The organism is Caballeronia glathei (assembly GCF_000698595.1).
GTDB lineage: Bacteria > Pseudomonadota > Gammaproteobacteria > Burkholderiales > Burkholderiaceae > Caballeronia > Caballeronia glathei.
In genome coordinates this window covers 19,210-36,707 of record NZ_JFHC01000042.1, presented here as the reverse complement: position 1 = coordinate 36,707, position 17,498 = coordinate 19,210, and the positions used below count along the sequence as shown (strand labels likewise).

Genomic DNA, 17,498 nt, shown 5'->3' with positions numbered 1-17,498 from the left:
CGGCATGGGTCTCGCTCCGTTATGGCCGCCGGTCGGGAGGCGGCTTATCGGGCGATGATACCGTGACAATAACGGAGGCGCCGGACGCGCCGCGCGGCGCGGATCAGCCGCGCTCGACGTCGGCCCAGCAGTTCGGCGTTTCGTAGAGGCGCACGCGCTTCAATTTGAGATTGACGCCGTAGTGGGCGTCGTACACGCCGGCGAGGATGTCGAACGCGACCGCCGCCATGTTTTCGACGGTCGGAATACGGTCGAGCACGACCGTCTTGTGTCCTGCCATCGAATCGAGGAATTCGCGCACCTTCACGTCGCCTTCGTAGACGAGGAACGCGTGGTCCCACTTGTTGACCAGATGCTCCATCGCGAGCGATTTCACGTCGGCGAAATCCATCACCATGCCGCGATCCGGCGCGCCCTCGGTATCGACGAGGTCGCCCTGCAGCGTAATCTCCAGCACGTAGCGATGGCCATGCAGGTTACGGCACTGGCTGCGGTGATCGGGGATGCGGTGGCCCGCATCGAATTCGAGTTTTCGGGTAATCGTCTGCACGTCGGCTCAATCGTTTCGGATCAGGGAATATTCAGGTACTTGTGGGTCTGCATCGACAGGCGCCACTGCGGATGGCGCTTGCACCAGTCGATCGCAAGTCTGGTGTTGATATCGCGCGACGCGCCGTCCATCGGCTGGACGAGGAAATAGTCGAAGTCGAGCTTCGCGTAATCGGCAAGACGCTGGTTCTCCTGCGGCACGATCACTTTCAGCTCGTTGCCCTTCGTCACGACGAGCGGCGCATCCGCTTTCGGGCTCACGCAGATCCAGTCGATCGTGTCGAGCACAGGCAGCGAGCCGTTCGTCTCGATCGCGATCTCGAAGCCCGCTTCGTGCAGCGCATCGACGAACGGCTGGTCGATCTGCAGCATCGGCTCGCCGCCCGTGCACACGACAAATCGGTGCGCCTCGCCCTCGGGCCACAGCGACGCGATCATCGCGACGAGATCCGCGGGCGTGCGGTACTTGCCGCCGTTCTCGCCGTCGGTGCCGACGAAATCGGTGTCGCAGAAGCGGCAGACGGCTTCGGCGCGGTCTTCCTCGCGGCCGGACCAGAGGTTGCAGCCGGCGAAGCGGCAGAACACGGCGGGGCGCCCGGCGTTCGCGCCCTCGCCCTGCAGCGTGTAGAAGATTTCCTTGACCGCGTACGTCATGACGGCTGTGTCGTTCCCAAAAATATTCAGACCGGTTCGGTCGTGACCTGCTCGCCCGCGCGATACGCTTCGAAGCCGCGCTTGCGCAGCTTGCACGCAGGGCACTGGCCGCAGCCGAAGCCCCACTCGTGCAGCTCGGCGCGCTCGCCAACGTAGCACGTATGTGTTTCAACACGGATCAGCTCGACGAGCGTGTCGCCGCCGAGCTGCTCGGCGAGGCGCCAGGTGTCGGCCTTGTCGAGCCACATCAGCGGCGTCTCGAGCGAGTAGCGCGTCTGCATGCCGAGATTGAGCGTGACCTGCAGCGCCTTCATCGTGTCGTCGCGGCAATCGGGATAGCCCGAGAAGTCCGTTTCGCACATCCCGCCGACCAGCACCTTCAGCCCCCGCCGATACGCGATCGCCGCCGCGATCGTCATGAACATCAGGTTGCGGCCCGGCACGAAGGTGTTCGGCAGGCCGTTCGCCGTCGCTTCGATCTCGATTTCGCGGGTCATCGCAGTGTCGCTGATGGCGCCGAGCACCGACAGATCGATCATGTGATCTTCGCCGAGCCGCCCGGCCCACTGCGGAAACGCCCGCGAGACCGCCGCGCGAAACCCGTCGCGACACTCCAGTTCCACGCGATGCCGCTGGCCGTAATCGAAGCCGAGCGTCTCGACTGTCCTGTAGCGTTCGAGTGCCCAGGCAAGGCACGTGGCCGAGTCCTGGCCGCCGGAAAACAGCACGAGTGCGCTGTCCTTAGCGTCTGTCCGAGTCACCGTGAAACTCCGTGAGTGAGGCTGATGTGGCGCGCCGGCATGCGCGCCGCGCGGCCGGTGAGAGCCGGCACTTTTCAGTATAGAGGGCCGCTTTTCGCGCAGGCTCGAGCGGCGCTTATACCGCCGATACCCTCGCCACACCCACCCGCTGACCGAGCCCCCGAGGCGCCGAAATCAGCGAAAACAAAAAAGGACTTGCGGGCCGAACGCGGCAAGTCCTTGAACGGACACGCATTTTAGCATGCGAGGCATGCGGCTTGCCGAACCGCCCGCCGTCACGCCACCCCGCTCTTGCCAACTCTGGCCGCCCTTTAAGCGCCTGCACAACGTAAAAGGCCCGGAAACCTCTCGGTTTCCGGGCCTGCTTGCAACTGTGGTGGCCTGGGACGGAATCGAACCATCGACACGCGGATTTTCAATCCGCTGCTCTACCAACTGAGCTACCGGGCCACGAAGAACGAAAGTATATCAAACGGGATTCTGCCCCTCAAGCCCTTTTGGGCAATTTTCCTAAAATCGAGCGATGCCTGAGCGCGCTCAGGCATCGCTCTTGTTCTTGCCGAGATCGACGCCGAGCTGCTTGAGCTTACGGTACAGGTGCGTGCGCTCGAGCCCCGTCTTTTCCGCCACGCGCGTCATGCTGCCGTTCTCCCGCGCGAGGTGATATTCGAAGTACGCGCGCTCGAACGCGTCGCGTGCATCGCGCAGCGGGATGTCGAAGGAGATGGACGCCGACTGCCCCGCCTGACCCTGCCCCGCGCCGCTCGCGCCCGGCTCGCCCGACGCGTTGAGCGACAACGCCGTCGGCAACGCCGCCGACGCCGGCACGCCAGCCCCGCCCGCGGGCGACGCCGGCTTCGCCGCCGCGACGACGGGCGGCGCCGCGGTGCCGTGCGCGAGCCCCTGTTCGACGGCCTTCAGCAGCTTTTGCAGTGCGATCGGCTTCTCGAGGAAATTGAGCGCACCGATCTTCGTCGCTTCGACGGCCGTGTCGATGGTTGCGTGGCCCGACATCATGATGACCGGCATCGTGAGCTTGCCCTGCGCGGCCCACTCCTTGAGGAGAGTCACGCCGTCGGTATCGGGCATCCAGATGTCGAGCAGGACGAGATCGGGCGCCTGACGCAGGCGATAGTCGCGCGCCTGCTGCGCGTTCTCCGCCGCCTCCACCACATGCCCCTCGTCGCTCAGGATTTCCGAGAGCAATTCCCGGATCCCCATTTCGTCGTCTACCACCAGGATGGTTGCCATTTACGCTGCCCTTGTCTGCACTGTTGCTTTTGTCGTTCCGTGGCTCGCCGCCGCACTCGCCGCCGGCGGCGTACCGCCCGGCTGAGCGGCATCTTCCGCGAGCTGCAGGAACAATATCGATATCTGCGCGCCTTCGATCACGTCGGGCGCCTTCGAACGATTGCGAATATCGATGCGAGCGCCATGCTCGTCCACGATTTTCTTCACCGTTGCAAGACCCAGGCCCGTGCCTTTCGCCTTCGTCGTCACGTAAGGTTCGAACGCGCGCGAAAGGATGCGCGCGGGAAAGCCCGGACCATTGTCCGACACCGTCAGGCGCACCGCCACGCGCGCCCGGCCGGATGCATCGGGGTCGCCATATTCTACTGTCCTCGTTTCGAGCAGCACGCGCGGCTCCGCCACTTCGGCCACCGCGTCCTGCGCGTTTTGCAGCAGGTTGTGTATCACCTGGCGAAGCTGCGTCGCGTCGCCGCGAATCACGGGGAGTTTCGCGAGATCGATCGCGATCGAACTCTTGCCTTCCTCGATGCCGTACAGCGTCAGCACTTCGCCCACGAGATCGTTCAGCTGCAGGTTGCCGAGCACCGCGGGCGGCGTGCGCGCGTATTCGCGGAAGTCGTCGACCATCTGCTTCATCGCCTGCACCTGGTTCACGATGGTCGTGGCGCCGCGCTTCAACACGTCGGCGTCGTGCGGCGCGAGCTTGTCCGTGAGCTTCATTTGCAGGCGCTCGGCGGACAGCTGGATCGGCGTGAGCGGATTCTTGATCTCGTGCGCGAGGCGCCGCGCCACCTCGCCCCACGCGACGGAGCGCTGCGCCGAGATGACATCGGAGATATCGTCGAAGACGACGACGTAGCCGGTCGTCTCGGCATCTTCCGAATCGCTTTCGGTCGCGCTCAGCAACTGCGTGCCGCGCACGAGCAGCGTCAGCGGATCGTTTTCGCCCGGCACGGCCACGGCGAGCTGCTGCTGCCAGTGCCCGCGGTCGCCGACCGGCTGGCCGCTACCGATCGAGGCCGCGTCGCGGTCGGCGAACGCCTTGCGCACCATGGCGCCGAAGTCGGCGAGCACGCCGATCTGTTCGAGCGGCATGTTCAGCGACGCGCTGAACGGCTGGCGGAAAATGCGCTCGGCGCCGCGGTTGGCGGTCGTCAGGCGGAATTGCCGGTCGAATACGAACACGCCCGCTGTCAGGTTGGCCAGAATACTTTCGAGATAGGCCTTCGAGTGCTCGAGCGCGATGCGGTTGTTTTCCACGGCGGCGCGCGCTTCGGACAACTGCCGGGTCATCGCGTTGAACGACTGCGTGAGAAAGCCGAGTTCGTCGCGCGATTTCACCTCGCGTTTGGGCGTGTAGTCGCCTTCGGCCACCTCCTTCGTGCCTTGCGCGAGCAGAAAGAGGGGCCGCGCGAGCTGATTGCCGAGCGCGAGCGCAAGCATCATCGCGATGAAAGTTGCGAGAAAGAGCGCGAGCGTCAGCGTGCCGATGTACATCTTGCGCAAGCCGGTGCGCCCGAGGCGCTTCTCCTGATACTCGCGGTACGCGCGCTGCACGGCGTCCGCGTTGTGCGCGAGCGCCTGGCTCACGGGCTGCTCGATCTGCAGGAAGCGCTCGACGGGCTGCAGTTCGGTGGTCGACGCATCCGGAATCATCACGATCACGCGCAGACGCAGCGCGCCTTTCGGGCCGGTCGCGCTGGCATCGCCGTCGACCTCGCCTTCGATCGCGCCGTACGGACGCTGGCGCGCCTGATTGATCATGAGCGGCGTCGGCAGGTTGTCGGGCACGAGCGCCGCGAAGTTGCTCGACGCCTGCGCGACCACGCGCACGTCGGGCGCGGTGCCTCCGCCGCTTCGCATCGGCTCGACGATGGTCGCGTCCTGCACGTTGAACTGGTCGCGCAGGCGCAGCAGCGCGAGCGTGAGGCTCGTCTGATCGGCGCTCGACAGCTGGTCGGCCATCAGCCGGCCCTTGTTCTGCAGATCCGACAGCGACGCATCCAGCATGCCGCGGCCAAGATTGAGGCCGGACGTGAGCGCGGTTTCCACGTTCACGTCGAACCACGACTCGATGCTGCGCGACACGAACTGGTACGACACCACGTAGATGATCGCGCCCGGCACGACGCCGACGAGCGCGAAAATGAACGCGAGCTTGGCCAGCAGCCGCGTGCCGAACTTGCCCTGCCGCACGCGCGACACGATGATCAGCAGCAGGCCCGCGACGATCAGCATGAACGTCACCGCGACGGCGACGTTCGCGGTGTACAGCCACGAGTAGTAGCGGTCGAAGAATTCGGTGTTTGCACTGGCGAGCGCGAGCATCACGAGCAGCAGCACTGCCGTGACCGCGACCGTCGAAACCAGCAAACGAACGACGAAGCTCTTCATATTCGTGCGACGCCGGCGGAGTTTATTTAGCACGCTCTGCCGCCGTGAAGGTAAATCGCTTCCAGTCGGAGGCGAGGCTCCAGTCGCGGTTGTTCACCGCGTCGATCTGGAAGGGCTTGGGCATCAGCGCAATGTCGAGCTGCATGCGCACCGATGCGTTATAGGTCTCACCGGGCTTCACCTGATTGCGATCGATGACGTGCCACGAGGTTACGTGCTTGATCACGGCGAGGGCTTCCTCGAGCGAGCTGAAACCGAGTTGCAGGCCGCCCGTCGACACGCGGTACTCGCGCGTGAGCGGCTGGAACGACAGCCGAATGCTCTGCGACACGTTGACCGGCTCCTCGTCGAACCAGTACCAGCGCGGACGCGAGAGGTTGAAGTCGGTCGTGAAATAAAGCGGCACCCCCCGGTTGACGGCATCTTCGAGGCTCGAGTTGAGGTCGAATTCGAAACGGGCGTCGAGGCTCCAGCCGCTGCCGTCGGATTGCAGCGACGCGCGCTGCACGGCGATCGTGTCGGCCAGTGCGGGATCGGCTGCGGCGAGGCTCACGAACAGAGCCAGCGCAGTCCAGACCACTGCCGCGTGCCGAAGCGGAAAAAAGCGTTTGATCGTCACCGTTTCTGAAAGCGCGCGTAGAAGAATCCGTCGTGGTCCGCGAAGGGTTCTGCTTCCCGGTTCGATGTCGTGCAGGCAGGAGGCGCCGTCTCCGAACCGGGATTTGCAGCATTTGAACCACCCGGTGAATCCGGCACGAGACCGGCGCTCGCTCGGGCGGCCGTCGGCAACAATTGCCCCGGCGCGTCCAATCGTACCGCATCTTCGTGCACCGCTCCAAACCACTGCGCCTGCAACTCGCCCTCTTCGGGGAAGATCGAGCACGTAACGTAGAGCAACTCGCCGCCTGTCGCGACGAGCGGCCACAGCGCCGCGAGAATCCGCCGCTGCTCGGCGACGAGCGCTGCGATGTCCGACGGCCGGCGCAGCCACCGGATATCCGGATGGCGCCGCACGATCCCGGATGCCGAGCACGGCACGTCGGCGAGGATACGGTCGAACGGATCGCCGTCGGACCAGCCGGACGGGTCGCCCGCATCTCCCACGCGGATTTCCGCTTCCAGCCCGAGCCGCTCGAGGTTCTCCCTGATGCGGCCCGCGCGTTGCACGTCGCTTTCGAGCGCAATCAATTCGACATTCGCCAGTTCCAGCACATGACCGGTCTTGCCGCCGGGCGCGGCGCATGCGTCGAGCACCCGCATGCCGTCCTTCGCGCCGAGCAGCTGCGCGGCGAGTTGCGCGCCCGAATCCTGCACGGAAACGACGCCTTCGCTGAAGCCGGGGATTCTGTCCACCGGCATTGGCGTTTGCAGGCGAACTGCGCGTTCGCCGGCGGCGAGCGCGTCGATGTGGGCGGCCTTCAGGGTATCGAGATACTCCGGGACGCTCGTGCGCCGCGCGTTCACGCGCAGCGTCAGCGGGCCCTGCCGGTTGCCTGCTTCGAGAATGCTTTCCCACGCGCCGGGCTGGCCGCGCTTCACGGCGTCGATCCACCACGCCGGATAGTTCCAGCGCGCGACCGGGTCCTGCCGGGCCTCGGCGAGCAGCGTTTCACGCTCGCGCAGAAAATTGCGCAGCACCGCGTTGACCAGCCCCCGCGCGAACGCGAATTCACGGCGGGCGCCGACCGCGTTGACCGCCTGGTCGACAACGGTGAACGGCGTGTAGGCGGCGTGCGCTTCGTCGTCGACGAGCAGCGCGAACGCGCAGGCCAGCACGTTCGCGACGTGCGGCGGCGGCCCCTTGCGCACCAGCTTGTGCTGCAGGGCGTCGGCGACGGCGAGACGCCGCATCGTGCGATACGCAATGTCCTGCGTGGCGCCGCGCGCCGCATGGTGGCCCGACGACGCGAGCACGGTCTGCAGCGCGGCGGGCAGCGCCGCGCCCGCGCGCACCGCGCCGACCGCCTGCGCGGCGCCGTCAAGTGCGAAGGCGAGCGAGTCGGGGGCGAGGTGCAGCGTGCTGAGGCGGGCGTCGGTCGACGCACTCGCCGCGCCTGCCGATGAGGGGGCGCGGCGCCGGGAAGGCTTGTCGGTCATGTCGGAGCGAAGGCGTTCGAGCGGCAAAATGCCGGCTCGCACAAACGAGGCATTGTAACTTGCGTGGGAAAGGCCGCAGGAAGCGGGCGCCCGGGACATGCGGCGGCTCGCGGAAAGAGGCAGCGGGACGGCGGTTGGTGGCGCCGCTGCTGGCCGGGACGACGAGCATGCACCGGCGGCGCTTCGATCCAGCCCGGGTATGAAAAAAGCCGTTCGGGGCGACCCCGAACGGCTCTTGCTGCTGCGTGCCGCCTGTTATATGCGCCCGGTCCGCGCCATCTCCATCAGCCGGGCGACGCGCTCTTCCGTGGCCGGGTGTGTCGAGAACAGGTTCGCGATCGTCCCGCCCGACAGAGGATTCATGATCATCATCTGTGCCGTGGCCGGATGCGCCTCGGCCGTCGGGAACGGCACACCGGACGCGTAGGCGTGGATCTTCTCCAGCGCGCTCGCGAGCGCCTGCGGATCGCCGGAAATCTGCGCGCCGCCGCGGTCGGCTTCGAACTCGCGTGCCCGCGAAATCGCCATCTGGATCAGCGCGCCCGCGATCGGCGCGAGGATCGCCACCGCGATGCTTGCGATCGGATTCGACGGACGGCCTTCATCATCGCGGCCGCCGAAGAACATCGCGAAGTTCGCGATCGCCGAGATCGCGCCCGCCATCGTCGCCGAGACGGTCGAAATCAGGATGTCGCGATGCTTCACGTGCGCAAGCTCGTGCGCCATCACGCCGCGCAGTTCACGCTCCGAGAGCACGCGCAGGATTCCCGTCGTGGCCGCGACGGCCGCGTGCTCCGGGTTACGGCCGGTGGCGAACGCGTTCGGCGCGTCTTCGTTGATCAGGTAGACGCGCGGCATCGGCAACTGGGCGCGCGCCGCGAGGTCGCGCACCATCCGGTAGAACTGCGGCGCGCTGGTTTCGTCGACTTCCTGCGCGTTGTACATGCGCAGCACCATCTTGTCGGAGAACCAGTACGAAAAGAAATTCATGCCGAGCGCGATGAGCAGCGCGAGCATCATTCCCTTCGACCCGCCTATCATCCCGCCGATCACGACAAAAAGGGCCGTGATCGCTGCCATCAGCATCGCGGTTTTGACCCAGTTGAACATGTCTTGAACTCCTCACCCTATATCAGTAGCGCGTCCCGCGCGAATGGGCCGGGGTCCACCCCCGGCCCATGATTGTAAGCAAAATGTTAGATAGGGGCATCCCGCAATAATTCAATCACCTGTGTGACGTGGCGAGTTTGATGCCGAGTCCGACGAACGCGCCGCCGACACCCCGGTCGAACCACGCCTTGATACCCGGCTTGCCCGAGAAGCGCTGCGTCACGCTGCCCGCGATCCACGCGACTAAACCGTTCCAGACCGTGCTCATCAAGATGAAGACGAGCCCGAGCGTGAGGAACGCGGGCACCTTGTGGGGGCTGTCGGCGACGACGAACTGCGGAAAGAACGACACGAAGAACAGCACGACCTTCGGGTTCAGCACGTTCGTGATGAATCCCTGCGCGAAAAGCTGCCGCAGCGGCTTGGGCGCGGCTTTGGCGCTGATTTCGGCAGTTGCGGCGGCATTGGAATCGGGTTTCGCCAGCATGAGGCGCACGCCGAGATAAATCAGATAAATCGCACCGGCGACCTTGATGACCGTGAACGCGGTGGCCGAGGCAGCCAGAAGCGCCGTCAGGCCGAAGGCGCAGGCGAGCGTGTGCACGATGCAGCCGGCGGAAATGCCGAGCGCGGAGACGATGCCCGCGCCACGGCCTTGCGCGACGCTGCGTCCGACGATGTAAGCGGTGTCGGGACCCGGCGTCACGTTCAGCAGGAAAACGGCGACGAGGAACAGGGTGAAGCTGGTAATGCCGAGCATCGGTGACTCCGGACAGACGCGTAATCAGAGCCTTTCATTTTAGCGCTTGGGCAAGCGCGCGCACGCCGTCCGCGCGCGTCAGGCGGCCGGCAACCCCTCCTGAAACCGCTGGCCGCTCGCGAGTTGCGCTCCGGCAAGAAATTCGCGCGCCGGCAGGCGCTTGCCGCCGGGCTTTTGCAGCTGAGTGAGCCGCAGCGCACCCTCGCCGCACGCGACGACCACGCCGTCCGGCCCGACATCGACGATCGTGCCCGGCTGCGCCCCTGCCGCCGACGCCAGCGCCTGCCCCGCCCATATCTTCACCGCGACGCCGTCGAGCGTGCCGAACGCGCCCGGAAACGGATCGAACGCGCGGATCTGGCGGGCGAGCACGTCGGCGGGACGGCGCCAGTCGAGCGCGGCCTCGTGCTTGGCGATCTTCTCGGCGTAGGTCGCGCCCTCCGCCGGCTGCGGCGTGGACGGCAGCCGGCCGTCACGCTCCAGATCGCGCAGCCCCTCTACGACGAGTTCCGCCCCGAGCTGCGCAAGCCGGTCGTGCAGCGTGCCGGTGGTGTCGTTCGGGAGAATCGGGATGCGCGCATCGCGGATCATCGGACCCGTGTCGAGCCCGGCGTCCATCTGCATCAGCGTGATGCCGGTTTCGGTGTCGCCCGCCTCGATCGCGCGATGGATCGGCGCGGCACCGCGCCAGCGCGGCAGCAGCGATCCGTGGATGTTGATCGCCCCGTGCGGCGCGATATCGAGCACTTCCTGCGGCAGGATCAGCCCATAGGCGGCCACGACCATGACGTCGTGGGGTGTCGCGCGCAGCAGGTCGATCGCCCTGGCCGCGTCTTCCGGATACTTCCCGTTGCGACGCAGCGACGGCGGCTGCGCGACGTCGATCCCCTGTTCCACCGCAAAACGCTTCACCGGGCTCGCCGTCAGCTTCATGCCGCGCCCGGCGGGCCGGTCCGGCTGGGTGAGCACGAGCGGAACGGCAAATCCGGCCGCATGGACTGCCGCGAGCGCGGCGGCGGCAAATTCCGGCGTTCCGGCGAAAACGACGCGCAGCGATTGGGTCATCGGGTGGGGCAGCCTGCGAAAACGTGGGACAAAAAGCGCCTCACAGCGCCTTTTCGAGCTTCTTCATCTTGCCGCGGATACGCGTCTGCTTCAGCTGCGACAAGTATTCGACGAACACGTGACCTTCCAGATGATCCATTTCGTGCTGGATGCACACGGCGAGCAGCCCGTCGCAGTCGATCTCGAAGGTCTCGCCTTTCTCGTTCAGCGCCTTCACGCGCACTTTTTCGGGCCGCTCCACGAAGTCGTAGATGCCGGGCACCGAGAGGCAGCCTTCTTCCCATTCCTTCCTGGTTTCGCTCGACCAGACGATTTCCGGATTGATGAAGACCTGCAATTCGTCGTGCGCATCCGACACGTCGATCACGATCACGCGTTCATGCGCGTCCACCTGCGTGGCCGCGAGCCCGACGCCGGGCGCCGCGTACATCGTCTCGGCCATGTCGGCAACGAGCTTGCGAATGCGGTCATCGACGGCTGCAACGGGTTTCGCCACCTTGTTCAGCCGCTTGTCCGGGTAGTTGAGTATTTTGAGCAGAGCCATGTTTCGGATTATCGACGCACGCCTCGGCGCGCGAAAGTCGGCCATTCGGCCAGGTTGCGAATGCGTTCCGGCATGCGGAAGATGTGCGGCTGAATCGCTCGGATTCAACGCCGCACGCGAGCGGCGACGCCTTGTCAGCCGGTCGGGAACGCTGCCGGACGACGACTTTTTTGTGTTTCGGAATATGAAAATCTTAACATGTCGACTGACGCCCTGCTGACCGCCCCTGCCGCGCCGGACGTGGCTCCCGCGCCCGCCGACGACCTGCGCGCATGGCTCCTGCTCGCGAACGCAGGCGGCCTGCGGCCGCTCGCGCTGCGCACGCTGCTGCGCGAATTCGGCTCCCCGCAGGCGGTGCTGGCCCAGTCGTTCGGCGCGCTCGCCGCGATTGCGGGCGAAGCGGCCGCCAATGCGGTGCTCGCGCCGCCGCAGGGCGTGGAGGCGGGCAGTTTCGACGAATACCTCACGCGCACATGCGAATGGATGTCGATGCCGGGCAACCACATCCTGACGCTCGCCGACATCGCCTACCCCCGCGCATTGCTCACGATGCCGGACCCGCCGCCGCTGCTATATGTAAAGGGTCGCGCGGAATTGCTGCAGACGCGCTCGGTTGCCGTCGTCGGCAGCAGGAGCGCGACGCCGCAGGGCATCGAGGATGCGCGCCGCTTCGCGCACGCTCTCTCCGACGCCGGGCTGGCGGTCGTCTCCGGGCTTGCGTTCGGCATCGACGCCGCGGCCCATCGCGGCGCGCTCGAAGGACGCGGCAGCACGGTCGCGGTGATCGGGACGGGCGCGGATCTCGTGTATCCGGCCCAGCATCGTCCGCTCGCGCACGAAATCGCGGCGCACGGCGTGATCGTCTCCGAATGGCCGCTCGGCACGCCGGCCCGGTCAGCGAACTTTCCGCAGCGCAACCGGCTGATTGCGGGGCTCGCCGGCGGCGTGCTGATCGTCGAGGCAGCAATGCGCTCCGGGTCGCTGATCACCGCGCGGCTCGCGAATGAAATGGGGCGCGATGTGTTCGCGATTCCCGGATCGATTCACGCGCCGCTGTCGCGCGGCTGCCACCGGATGATCAAGCAAGGCGCAAAACTCGTCGAAACACCCGAAGAGGTGCTGGAGGAATTCGGTCTGGCGCCGGCGCCGACTGTCGAGAAAAGCGCCGGCGGCTCGCGCCAGGGTGTCTCGAACAGCGCGCGCGGCGGCGCGTCGGCTACCCGTGCGGGCAGCGCCGTTTCGTCGCCACCGCCTGCCGCCACCGCGTCCTGGGCGTCCGCACGCGTCGCGCCCGCGCAACACAGCCCGGAGGCCGAACGGGTGCTAGCCGCGCTCGGCCACGCTCCCGCGACGCTTGAAATCCTCGCCTCGCGCACCGAACTGGAGGGCGCGGCGCTGCAGGGCCTGCTGCTGCAACTCGAACTGGCAGGCCGTATCGAGACGTTGCCGGGAGGCCGCTTCGTGCGCGTCGAACGCTCGTGACGCCACGTCATGCTACATTCGCTGAAAAATCCGCAGTAAAAGCGACCTGCACGCGAAAAGACGACCAAGGAACCATGCCCGCGCTCAATCTCGACACCGACGCCGAGCGGATCGCCGAACGTATCGGCGAACCCGATACGCTGTTCGTCGCCTGCCTGTGCGCCGAATGGTGCGGGACCTGCCGCGATTATCGCGAGGGCTTCGACCGGCTTGCCGACGCGCACCCGGAGATCTGCTTCGCGTGGATCGACATCGAGAGCCAGGCGGATCGCTTCGAGGATCTCGATGTCGAAAACTTTCCGACCATCCTGATCGAAGACTCGATCACGACCCGTTTTTTCGGTACGGTGCTGCCCCAGGTTTCGATCGTCGCGCGGATGCTCGTCGATCTGACCGCGCTGCCGAATATGGCGGGCGCGCCGAAATTGCGTCCCGCGCTCGTCGCCGCATAAGAAAACCGCGTCGGCGGCGCGGGTCCGGAAGCCGTTGCGTTCGCCGGTGAACGGCCGCTTTTATCGGATGTGGGGCGCGCGCCCCGCGTACCGTGTGCTATAAAGCGGTCGTTAAAGGGTCCCAAACCGGGGCCGATGCCAGTCCCCAACTATATTGAGTCATGTCCAAAGCCCTGATCATCGCCGAGAAGCCTTCCGTCGCGAACGACATCGCACGCGCTTTGGGCGGCTTTACCAAGCATGACGAATACTACGAAAGCGACGACTACGTACTTTCGTCCGCAGTCGGCCACCTGCTGGAAATCGCCGCTCCCGAGGAATACGACGTCAAGCGCGGCAAATGGAGCTTCGCCAATCTGCCCGTCATTCCGCCGCATTTCGACCTGAATCCGATCGCGAAGAGCGAATCGCGCCTGAAAGTGCTGACGCGCCTGCTCAAACGCAAGGACATCGACCGCCTGATCAACGCCTGCGACGCCGGGCGCGAGGGCGAGCTGATTTTCCGCCTGATCGCGCAGCACGCGAAGGCGAAGCAGCCGGTGCAGCGCCTGTGGCTGCAATCGATGACACCCGCCGCAATCCGCGAAGGCTTCGCGCACCTGCGCAGCGACGCCGACATGCAGCCGCTCGCCGACGCCGCCCGCTGCCGCTCGGAGGCCGACTGGCTCGTCGGCATCAACGGCACCCGCGCGATGACCGCGTTCAACAGCAAGGGCGGCGGTTTCTTCCTGACGACCGTCGGCCGCGTTCAGACGCCAACGTTGTCTATCGTCGTCGAGCGCGAGGAAAAGATCCGCCGCTTCGTGCCGCGCGACTACTGGGAAGTGCGCGCCGAGTTCGTCGCCGCGAAGGGCATCTACGAAGGCCGCTGGTTCGACCCGAAATTCAAGCGCGCCGAGAACGATCCGGAGCAGCGCGACTCGCGGCTCTGGAGCCTTGCCGCCGCGGAATCCGTCGTCGCCGCCTGCCGCGGCAAGACCGGCACCGTCACGGAAGAAGCGAAGCCGTCCACGCAGATGTCGCCGCTCCTCTTCGACCTGACGAGCCTCCAGCGCGAAGCCAACGGCCGTTTCGGCTTTTCGGCGAAGAACACGCTCGGCCTCGCGCAGGCGCTCTACGAAAAGCACAAGGTGCTCACCTATCCGCGTACCGACGCCCGCGCGCTGCCGGAGGATTACCTCGCCACGGTGAAGGACACGCTCGGGATGCTCAAGGAGAGCAACAACTACCTGCCGCACGCGAAACAGGTGCTCGACAAGGGCTGGGTGAAACCGAACAAGCGCATTTTCGACAATTCGAAGATCAGCGACCACTTCGCCATCATCCCGACGCTGCAGGCGCCCAAGTCGCTGTCCGAACCCGAGCAGAAGCTCTACGACCTCGTCGTGAAGCGCTTTCTGGCGGTGTTTTTCCCGGCGGCCGAATATCTGGTCACGACGCGCATCACCGAAGTCGCTGGCCATCATTTCAAGACGGAAGGCAAGGTGCTCGTCGAGCCGGGCTGGCTGCAGGTGTACGGCAAGGAAGTCGGAGGCGAGGACGCCAACCTCGTGCCGGTGCAGAAGAACGAAAAGGTCGATGTCGAGAAGGTCGCCGCGCACCAGCTCGTGACGAAACCGCCCGCGCGCTACAACGAAGCGTCGCTGCTGTCGGCGATGGAAGGCGCGGGCAAGCTGGTCGAAGACGAGGAGCTGCGCGAGGCGATGGCCGCCAAGGGTCTCGGCACGCCCGCGACGCGCGCGGCGATCATCGAAGGGCTGCTCGGCGAAAAATACATGATCCGCGAAGGGCGCGAGCTGATTCCGACCGCCAAGGCGTTCCAGCTGATGACGCTTCTGCGTGGACTGGGCGTCGAGGAACTGACCGCGCCCGAGCTGACGGGCGAGTGGGAGCACAAGCTGTCGCAGATGGAGCGCGGCAACCTGCACCGCGACGCGTTCATGCAGGAAATCGCCCGCATGACGCAGACGATCGTCAAGCGCGCGAAGGAATACGACTCCGACACGATTCCCGGCGACTACGCCACGCTCGAAACGCCGTGTCCCAACTGCAGCGGCCAGGTGAAGGAAAACTATCGCCGCTTCGCCTGCACGAAATGCGAATTCTCGATCTCGAAGATTCCGGGCGGGCGGCAGTTCGAGATTCCGGAAGTTGAGGAATTGCTCAGGGAAAAGACGATCGGGCCGCTGTCGGGCTTTCGCAGCAAGATGGGCCGGCCGTTCTCGGCAATTCTCAAGCTCTCGTTCGACGACGAGATCAAGAACTTCAAGCTCGAATTCGACTTCGGCCAGGACAGCGGCGGCGAAGACGGCGAACCGCCCGACTTTTCGGAGCAGACGCCCGTTGGAACGTGCCCGAAATGCCGGTCGCGCGTGTACGAGCACGGCATGAGCTATGTCTGCGAGAACTCGGTGTCGAATCCGAAGACGTGCGACTTCCGCTCGGGCAAGGTGATCCTGCAGCAGGAAATCGCGCGGGATCAGATGGCAAAATTGCTCGAAGAAGGCCGCACCGACTTGCTGACGAACTTCAAGTCGTCGCGGACCGGACGCAACTTCAAGGCGTTCCTCGTCAAGCAGCCGGACGGCAAGATCGGCTTCGAGTTCGAGAAGAAGGAGCCGAAACCGGGCGCGAAAACGGCGGTGAAGGGCGCCACCACGGCTGCGCCGGCTGAAAGCGGCGAGGACGAAGCGAGCGACGGCGATGTCGCGGTCGCCGCCAAGAAGACGGCGAAGGCGCCAGCAAAGACCGCAGCGAAGAAGGCGCCCGCGAAGAAAGCGCCAGCCAGGAAGACAGTCGCCCGCAAGGCCGGTTGATCCGGCCGGACGTTTGTCAGGCAAAAAGCCCGTGAACGATGCACGGGCTTTTTTTTCGCTTGGGCGCTCGTGCGGGTGATTTTCGCTCCATGATTTCAGCGAACCCGAACGAAAAGAGCCCGCTATCGGGCCCTTCGCAAATAAAACGACAACCGCCCAGGATTCAGAACGGTGAATGCACCGGCATCCGCGGACGCGTACGCGACGGCTTGGCGAGCTTCGGCCCGAGTTCGCCGTCGATGGACCGTGCCGCCGCCGCGACCGGCTGCGGCTCGTCCTCGGCTTCCGCATAGGCCGAGTGCGCGACGAGCGACCCCGAACTGCCGTCGTCGTTCATCGCGGGCGCGCCGGGCTTGGCGATCCCGTCCTTGATCCACTGCTCGCCGAGCTGATGATTCGGCGTCTGGCTGAAGTGCTCGACGAGGTGATCGATGAACGTGCGCACCTTCGCCGGCAAATGACGGCGGCTCGGATACGCGACGTTGATCTCGACCTGCGGCAGCCGGTAGTCCGAGAGCAGGCGCACCAGCCGGCCGCGGGTCGTGTCGTTGCCGATCAGGTAGCTCGGCAGGATCGCGATACCCATGCCGAGCAGCGCGAACTGGCGCAGCATCTCGGTATTGTTCGCGACGATCACGTTCGACGGCCGCACGCGCACCTCGCCGTCCGGCCCGGTGAACACGCGCTCGTCGCCCCAGTATTCCGACGGCAGGCTCAGGCACGGATGCGCGAGCAGTTCCTCGGGGCGCGTTGGCGTGCCGTGCTTCTCCAGATAGGCCGGCGTGGCGCACACGGTCATGCAGCCGGTCGTCAGACGCCGCGTCACCACGCTCGCGCTCCTCACCTGCCGCGCGATCACGATGCCGACATCGAACCCCTCTTCAACCAGATCGACCTGCCGGTCGACGAGCGTGACATCGGGAATGACCTTCGGATAGCGCTGTGCATAGGTCTGCAGAACCGGCGCGAGGTTGTGCAGCCCGAACACCACGGGCGCGACGATCCGTAGCGAACCGACCGGCTCGTGATTGCGCGCGACCACCATCTGCTCGACGTCTTCGAGATCGTCGAGAATCTGCCGGGCGCGCTCCAGATAGACCTGGCCGGACTCGGTGAGCGACAGGCTGCGCGTGGTGCGGTTGAGCAGACGCGTGCCGAGGCGCCCTTCGAGGTCCGCGATGTGGCGCGTCGCCACCGCGTTCGAGATATCCATCGCGCTGGCTGCCCGGGCGAAACTGCCGAGGTCGGCAACGCGGACGAATACTTTCATCGACTGCAAATGATCCATGGGACAACTCCTGCCGCAAAAGCGGACTTCAAATTCTGATTCATTGCAATGCAGAATTATCCTAGGACTTGAGAAATCGTGCAGAAGTTGCCAGTTCTTACAGGTTTTTCGATGAAAGTTTTCGGGTTTACGCCCTAGTAAGGTGAAAGATCGCCGATTGTTGCGTTTCGCACAACGTTTATGTGTGCATTATGTAAGCGGGCGTAATTATGAAAAGCTGGCCGCGCCAGTTTTGGCGGGTTATTTGCACCCCACAGCCGGGTCCGCGTGCGCGG

The 17,498-nt window shown here is 65.4% G+C and carries 15 protein-coding genes and 1 tRNA gene; 3 read left to right on the top strand and 13 right to left on the bottom strand.

Features of this window, described 5'->3' with window-relative positions; genetic code table 11:
* Positions 1-103 precede the first annotated feature (103 nt).
* The 12 genes from queD to def form a co-directional block, all read right to left on the bottom strand.
* Positions 104-550, bottom strand: coding sequence for a 6-carboxytetrahydropterin synthase QueD (gene queD / locus BG61_RS23850; RefSeq protein WP_035933660.1), 447 nt, complete (start codon positions 548-550; stop codon positions 104-106).
* Between the two features lie 20 nt (positions 551-570).
* Positions 571-1,203, bottom strand: a complete 633-nt coding sequence (gene queE / locus BG61_RS23845; protein ID WP_035933662.1) for a 7-carboxy-7-deazaguanine synthase — start codon at positions 1,201-1,203, stop codon at positions 571-573.
* Between the two features lie 26 nt (positions 1,204-1,229).
* Positions 1,230-1,964, bottom strand: coding sequence for a 7-cyano-7-deazaguanine synthase QueC (gene queC, locus BG61_RS23840; RefSeq protein ID WP_035933663.1), 735 nt, complete (start codon positions 1,962-1,964; stop codon positions 1,230-1,232).
* 374 nt (positions 1,965-2,338) lie between these two features.
* Positions 2,339-2,414 (bottom strand) — tRNA-Phe (locus BG61_RS23835).
* Positions 2,415-2,501: 87 nt separating this feature from the next.
* Positions 2,502-3,215, bottom strand: a complete 714-nt coding sequence (esaR, locus tag BG61_RS23830; protein ID WP_035933666.1) for a response regulator transcription factor EsaR — start codon at positions 3,213-3,215, stop codon at positions 2,502-2,504.
* Entirely contained in the window at positions 3,216-5,609 is a 2,394-nt protein-coding gene (locus tag BG61_RS23825; RefSeq protein ID WP_035933668.1) for a sensor histidine kinase, read from the bottom strand.
* Between the two features lie 22 nt (positions 5,610-5,631).
* Complete coding sequence (locus tag BG61_RS23820; protein WP_035933669.1) at positions 5,632-6,228, bottom strand: DUF4390 domain-containing protein; 597 nt, start codon at positions 6,226-6,228, stop codon at positions 5,632-5,634.
* Positions 6,225-7,706 (bottom strand): 16S rRNA (cytosine(967)-C(5))-methyltransferase RsmB, encoded by a 1,482-nt coding sequence (gene rsmB, locus BG61_RS23815; protein WP_035933672.1) that lies wholly within the window; start codon positions 7,704-7,706, stop codon positions 6,225-6,227. Before rsmB ends, BG61_RS23820 begins: the two co-directional genes overlap by 4 nt.
* Before the next feature lie 255 nt (positions 7,707-7,961).
* Positions 7,962-8,816, bottom strand: coding sequence for a zinc metalloprotease HtpX (htpX, locus tag BG61_RS23810; RefSeq protein ID WP_035933674.1), 855 nt, complete (start codon positions 8,814-8,816; stop codon positions 7,962-7,964).
* A gap of 115 nt (positions 8,817-8,931) precedes the next feature.
* A complete protein-coding gene (locus tag BG61_RS23805) occupies positions 8,932-9,576 on the bottom strand; it encodes a LysE family translocator (protein ID WP_035933677.1) in 645 nt (214 codons plus the stop codon).
* Between the two features lie 78 nt (positions 9,577-9,654).
* Entirely contained in the window at positions 9,655-10,641 is a 987-nt protein-coding gene (gene fmt, locus BG61_RS23800; protein ID WP_035933679.1) for a methionyl-tRNA formyltransferase, read from the bottom strand.
* 40 nt (positions 10,642-10,681) lie between these two features.
* On the bottom strand, positions 10,682-11,185 hold the full coding sequence (gene def / locus BG61_RS23795) for a peptide deformylase (protein ID WP_035933682.1): 504 nt from the start codon (positions 11,183-11,185) through the stop codon (positions 10,682-10,684).
* 198 nt (positions 11,186-11,383) lie between these two features.
* On the opposite strand from def, the gene dprA reads away from it, so the two are divergent.
* From dprA to BG61_RS23780, 3 genes are all read left to right on the top strand, one after another.
* Positions 11,384-12,667 carry a DNA-processing protein DprA gene (gene dprA / locus BG61_RS23790; protein ID WP_051672754.1) on the top strand — a complete coding sequence of 428 codons (1,284 nt, stop codon included), beginning with the start codon at positions 11,384-11,386 and terminating at the stop codon, positions 12,665-12,667.
* 74 nt (positions 12,668-12,741) lie between these two features.
* Positions 12,742-13,119, top strand: a complete 378-nt coding sequence (locus BG61_RS23785) for a thioredoxin family protein (protein WP_035933685.1) — start codon at positions 12,742-12,744, stop codon at positions 13,117-13,119.
* A gap of 161 nt (positions 13,120-13,280) precedes the next feature.
* Positions 13,281-15,935 carry a DNA topoisomerase III gene (locus tag BG61_RS23780; protein WP_035933687.1) on the top strand — a complete coding sequence of 885 codons (2,655 nt, stop codon included), beginning with the start codon at positions 13,281-13,283 and terminating at the stop codon, positions 15,933-15,935.
* A 163-nt stretch (positions 15,936-16,098) separates the two neighbouring features.
* On the opposite strand, the gene BG61_RS23775 is transcribed toward BG61_RS23780, so the two are convergent.
* Positions 16,099-17,223, bottom strand: coding sequence for a LysR family transcriptional regulator (locus BG61_RS23775; RefSeq protein WP_035933693.1), 1,125 nt, complete (start codon positions 17,221-17,223; stop codon positions 16,099-16,101).
* Between the last annotated feature and the right edge of the window lie 275 nt (positions 17,224-17,498).

What these genes read in the sequence shown, in the direction of transcription:
- queE (WP_035933662.1), bottom strand. Translation starts at nt 1,203, where the DNA reads ATGACGTACGCGGTCAAGGAAATCTTCTACACGCTGCAGGGCGAGGGC.
- esaR (WP_035933666.1), bottom strand. Translation starts at nt 3,215, where the DNA reads ATGGCAACCATCCTGGTGGTAGACGACGAAATGGGGATCCGGGAATTG.
- BG61_RS23825 (WP_035933668.1), bottom strand. Translation starts at nt 5,609, where the DNA reads ATGAAGAGCTTCGTCGTTCGTTTGCTGGTTTCGACGGTCGCGGTCACG.
- rsmB (WP_035933672.1), bottom strand. Translation starts at nt 7,706, where the DNA reads ATGACCGACAAGCCTTCCCGGCGCCGCGCCCCCTCATCGGCAGGCGCG.
- htpX (WP_035933674.1), bottom strand. Translation starts at nt 8,816, where the DNA reads ATGTTCAACTGGGTCAAAACCGCGATGCTGATGGCAGCGATCACGGCC.
- BG61_RS23805 (WP_035933677.1), bottom strand. Translation starts at nt 9,576, where the DNA reads ATGCTCGGCATTACCAGCTTCACCCTGTTCCTCGTCGCCGTTTTCCTG.
- fmt (WP_035933679.1), bottom strand. Translation starts at nt 10,641, where the DNA reads ATGACCCAATCGCTGCGCGTCGTTTTCGCCGGAACGCCGGAATTTGCC.
- def (WP_035933682.1), bottom strand. Translation starts at nt 11,185, where the DNA reads ATGGCTCTGCTCAAAATACTCAACTACCCGGACAAGCGGCTGAACAAG.
- dprA (WP_051672754.1), top strand. Translation starts at nt 11,384, where the DNA reads ATGTCGACTGACGCCCTGCTGACCGCCCCTGCCGCGCCGGACGTGGCT.
- BG61_RS23785 (WP_035933685.1), top strand. Translation starts at nt 12,742, where the DNA reads ATGCCCGCGCTCAATCTCGACACCGACGCCGAGCGGATCGCCGAACGT.
- BG61_RS23780 (WP_035933687.1), top strand. Translation starts at nt 13,281, where the DNA reads ATGTCCAAAGCCCTGATCATCGCCGAGAAGCCTTCCGTCGCGAACGAC.
- BG61_RS23775 (WP_035933693.1), bottom strand. Translation starts at nt 17,223, where the DNA reads ATGGATCATTTGCAGTCGATGAAAGTATTCGTCCGCGTTGCCGACCTC.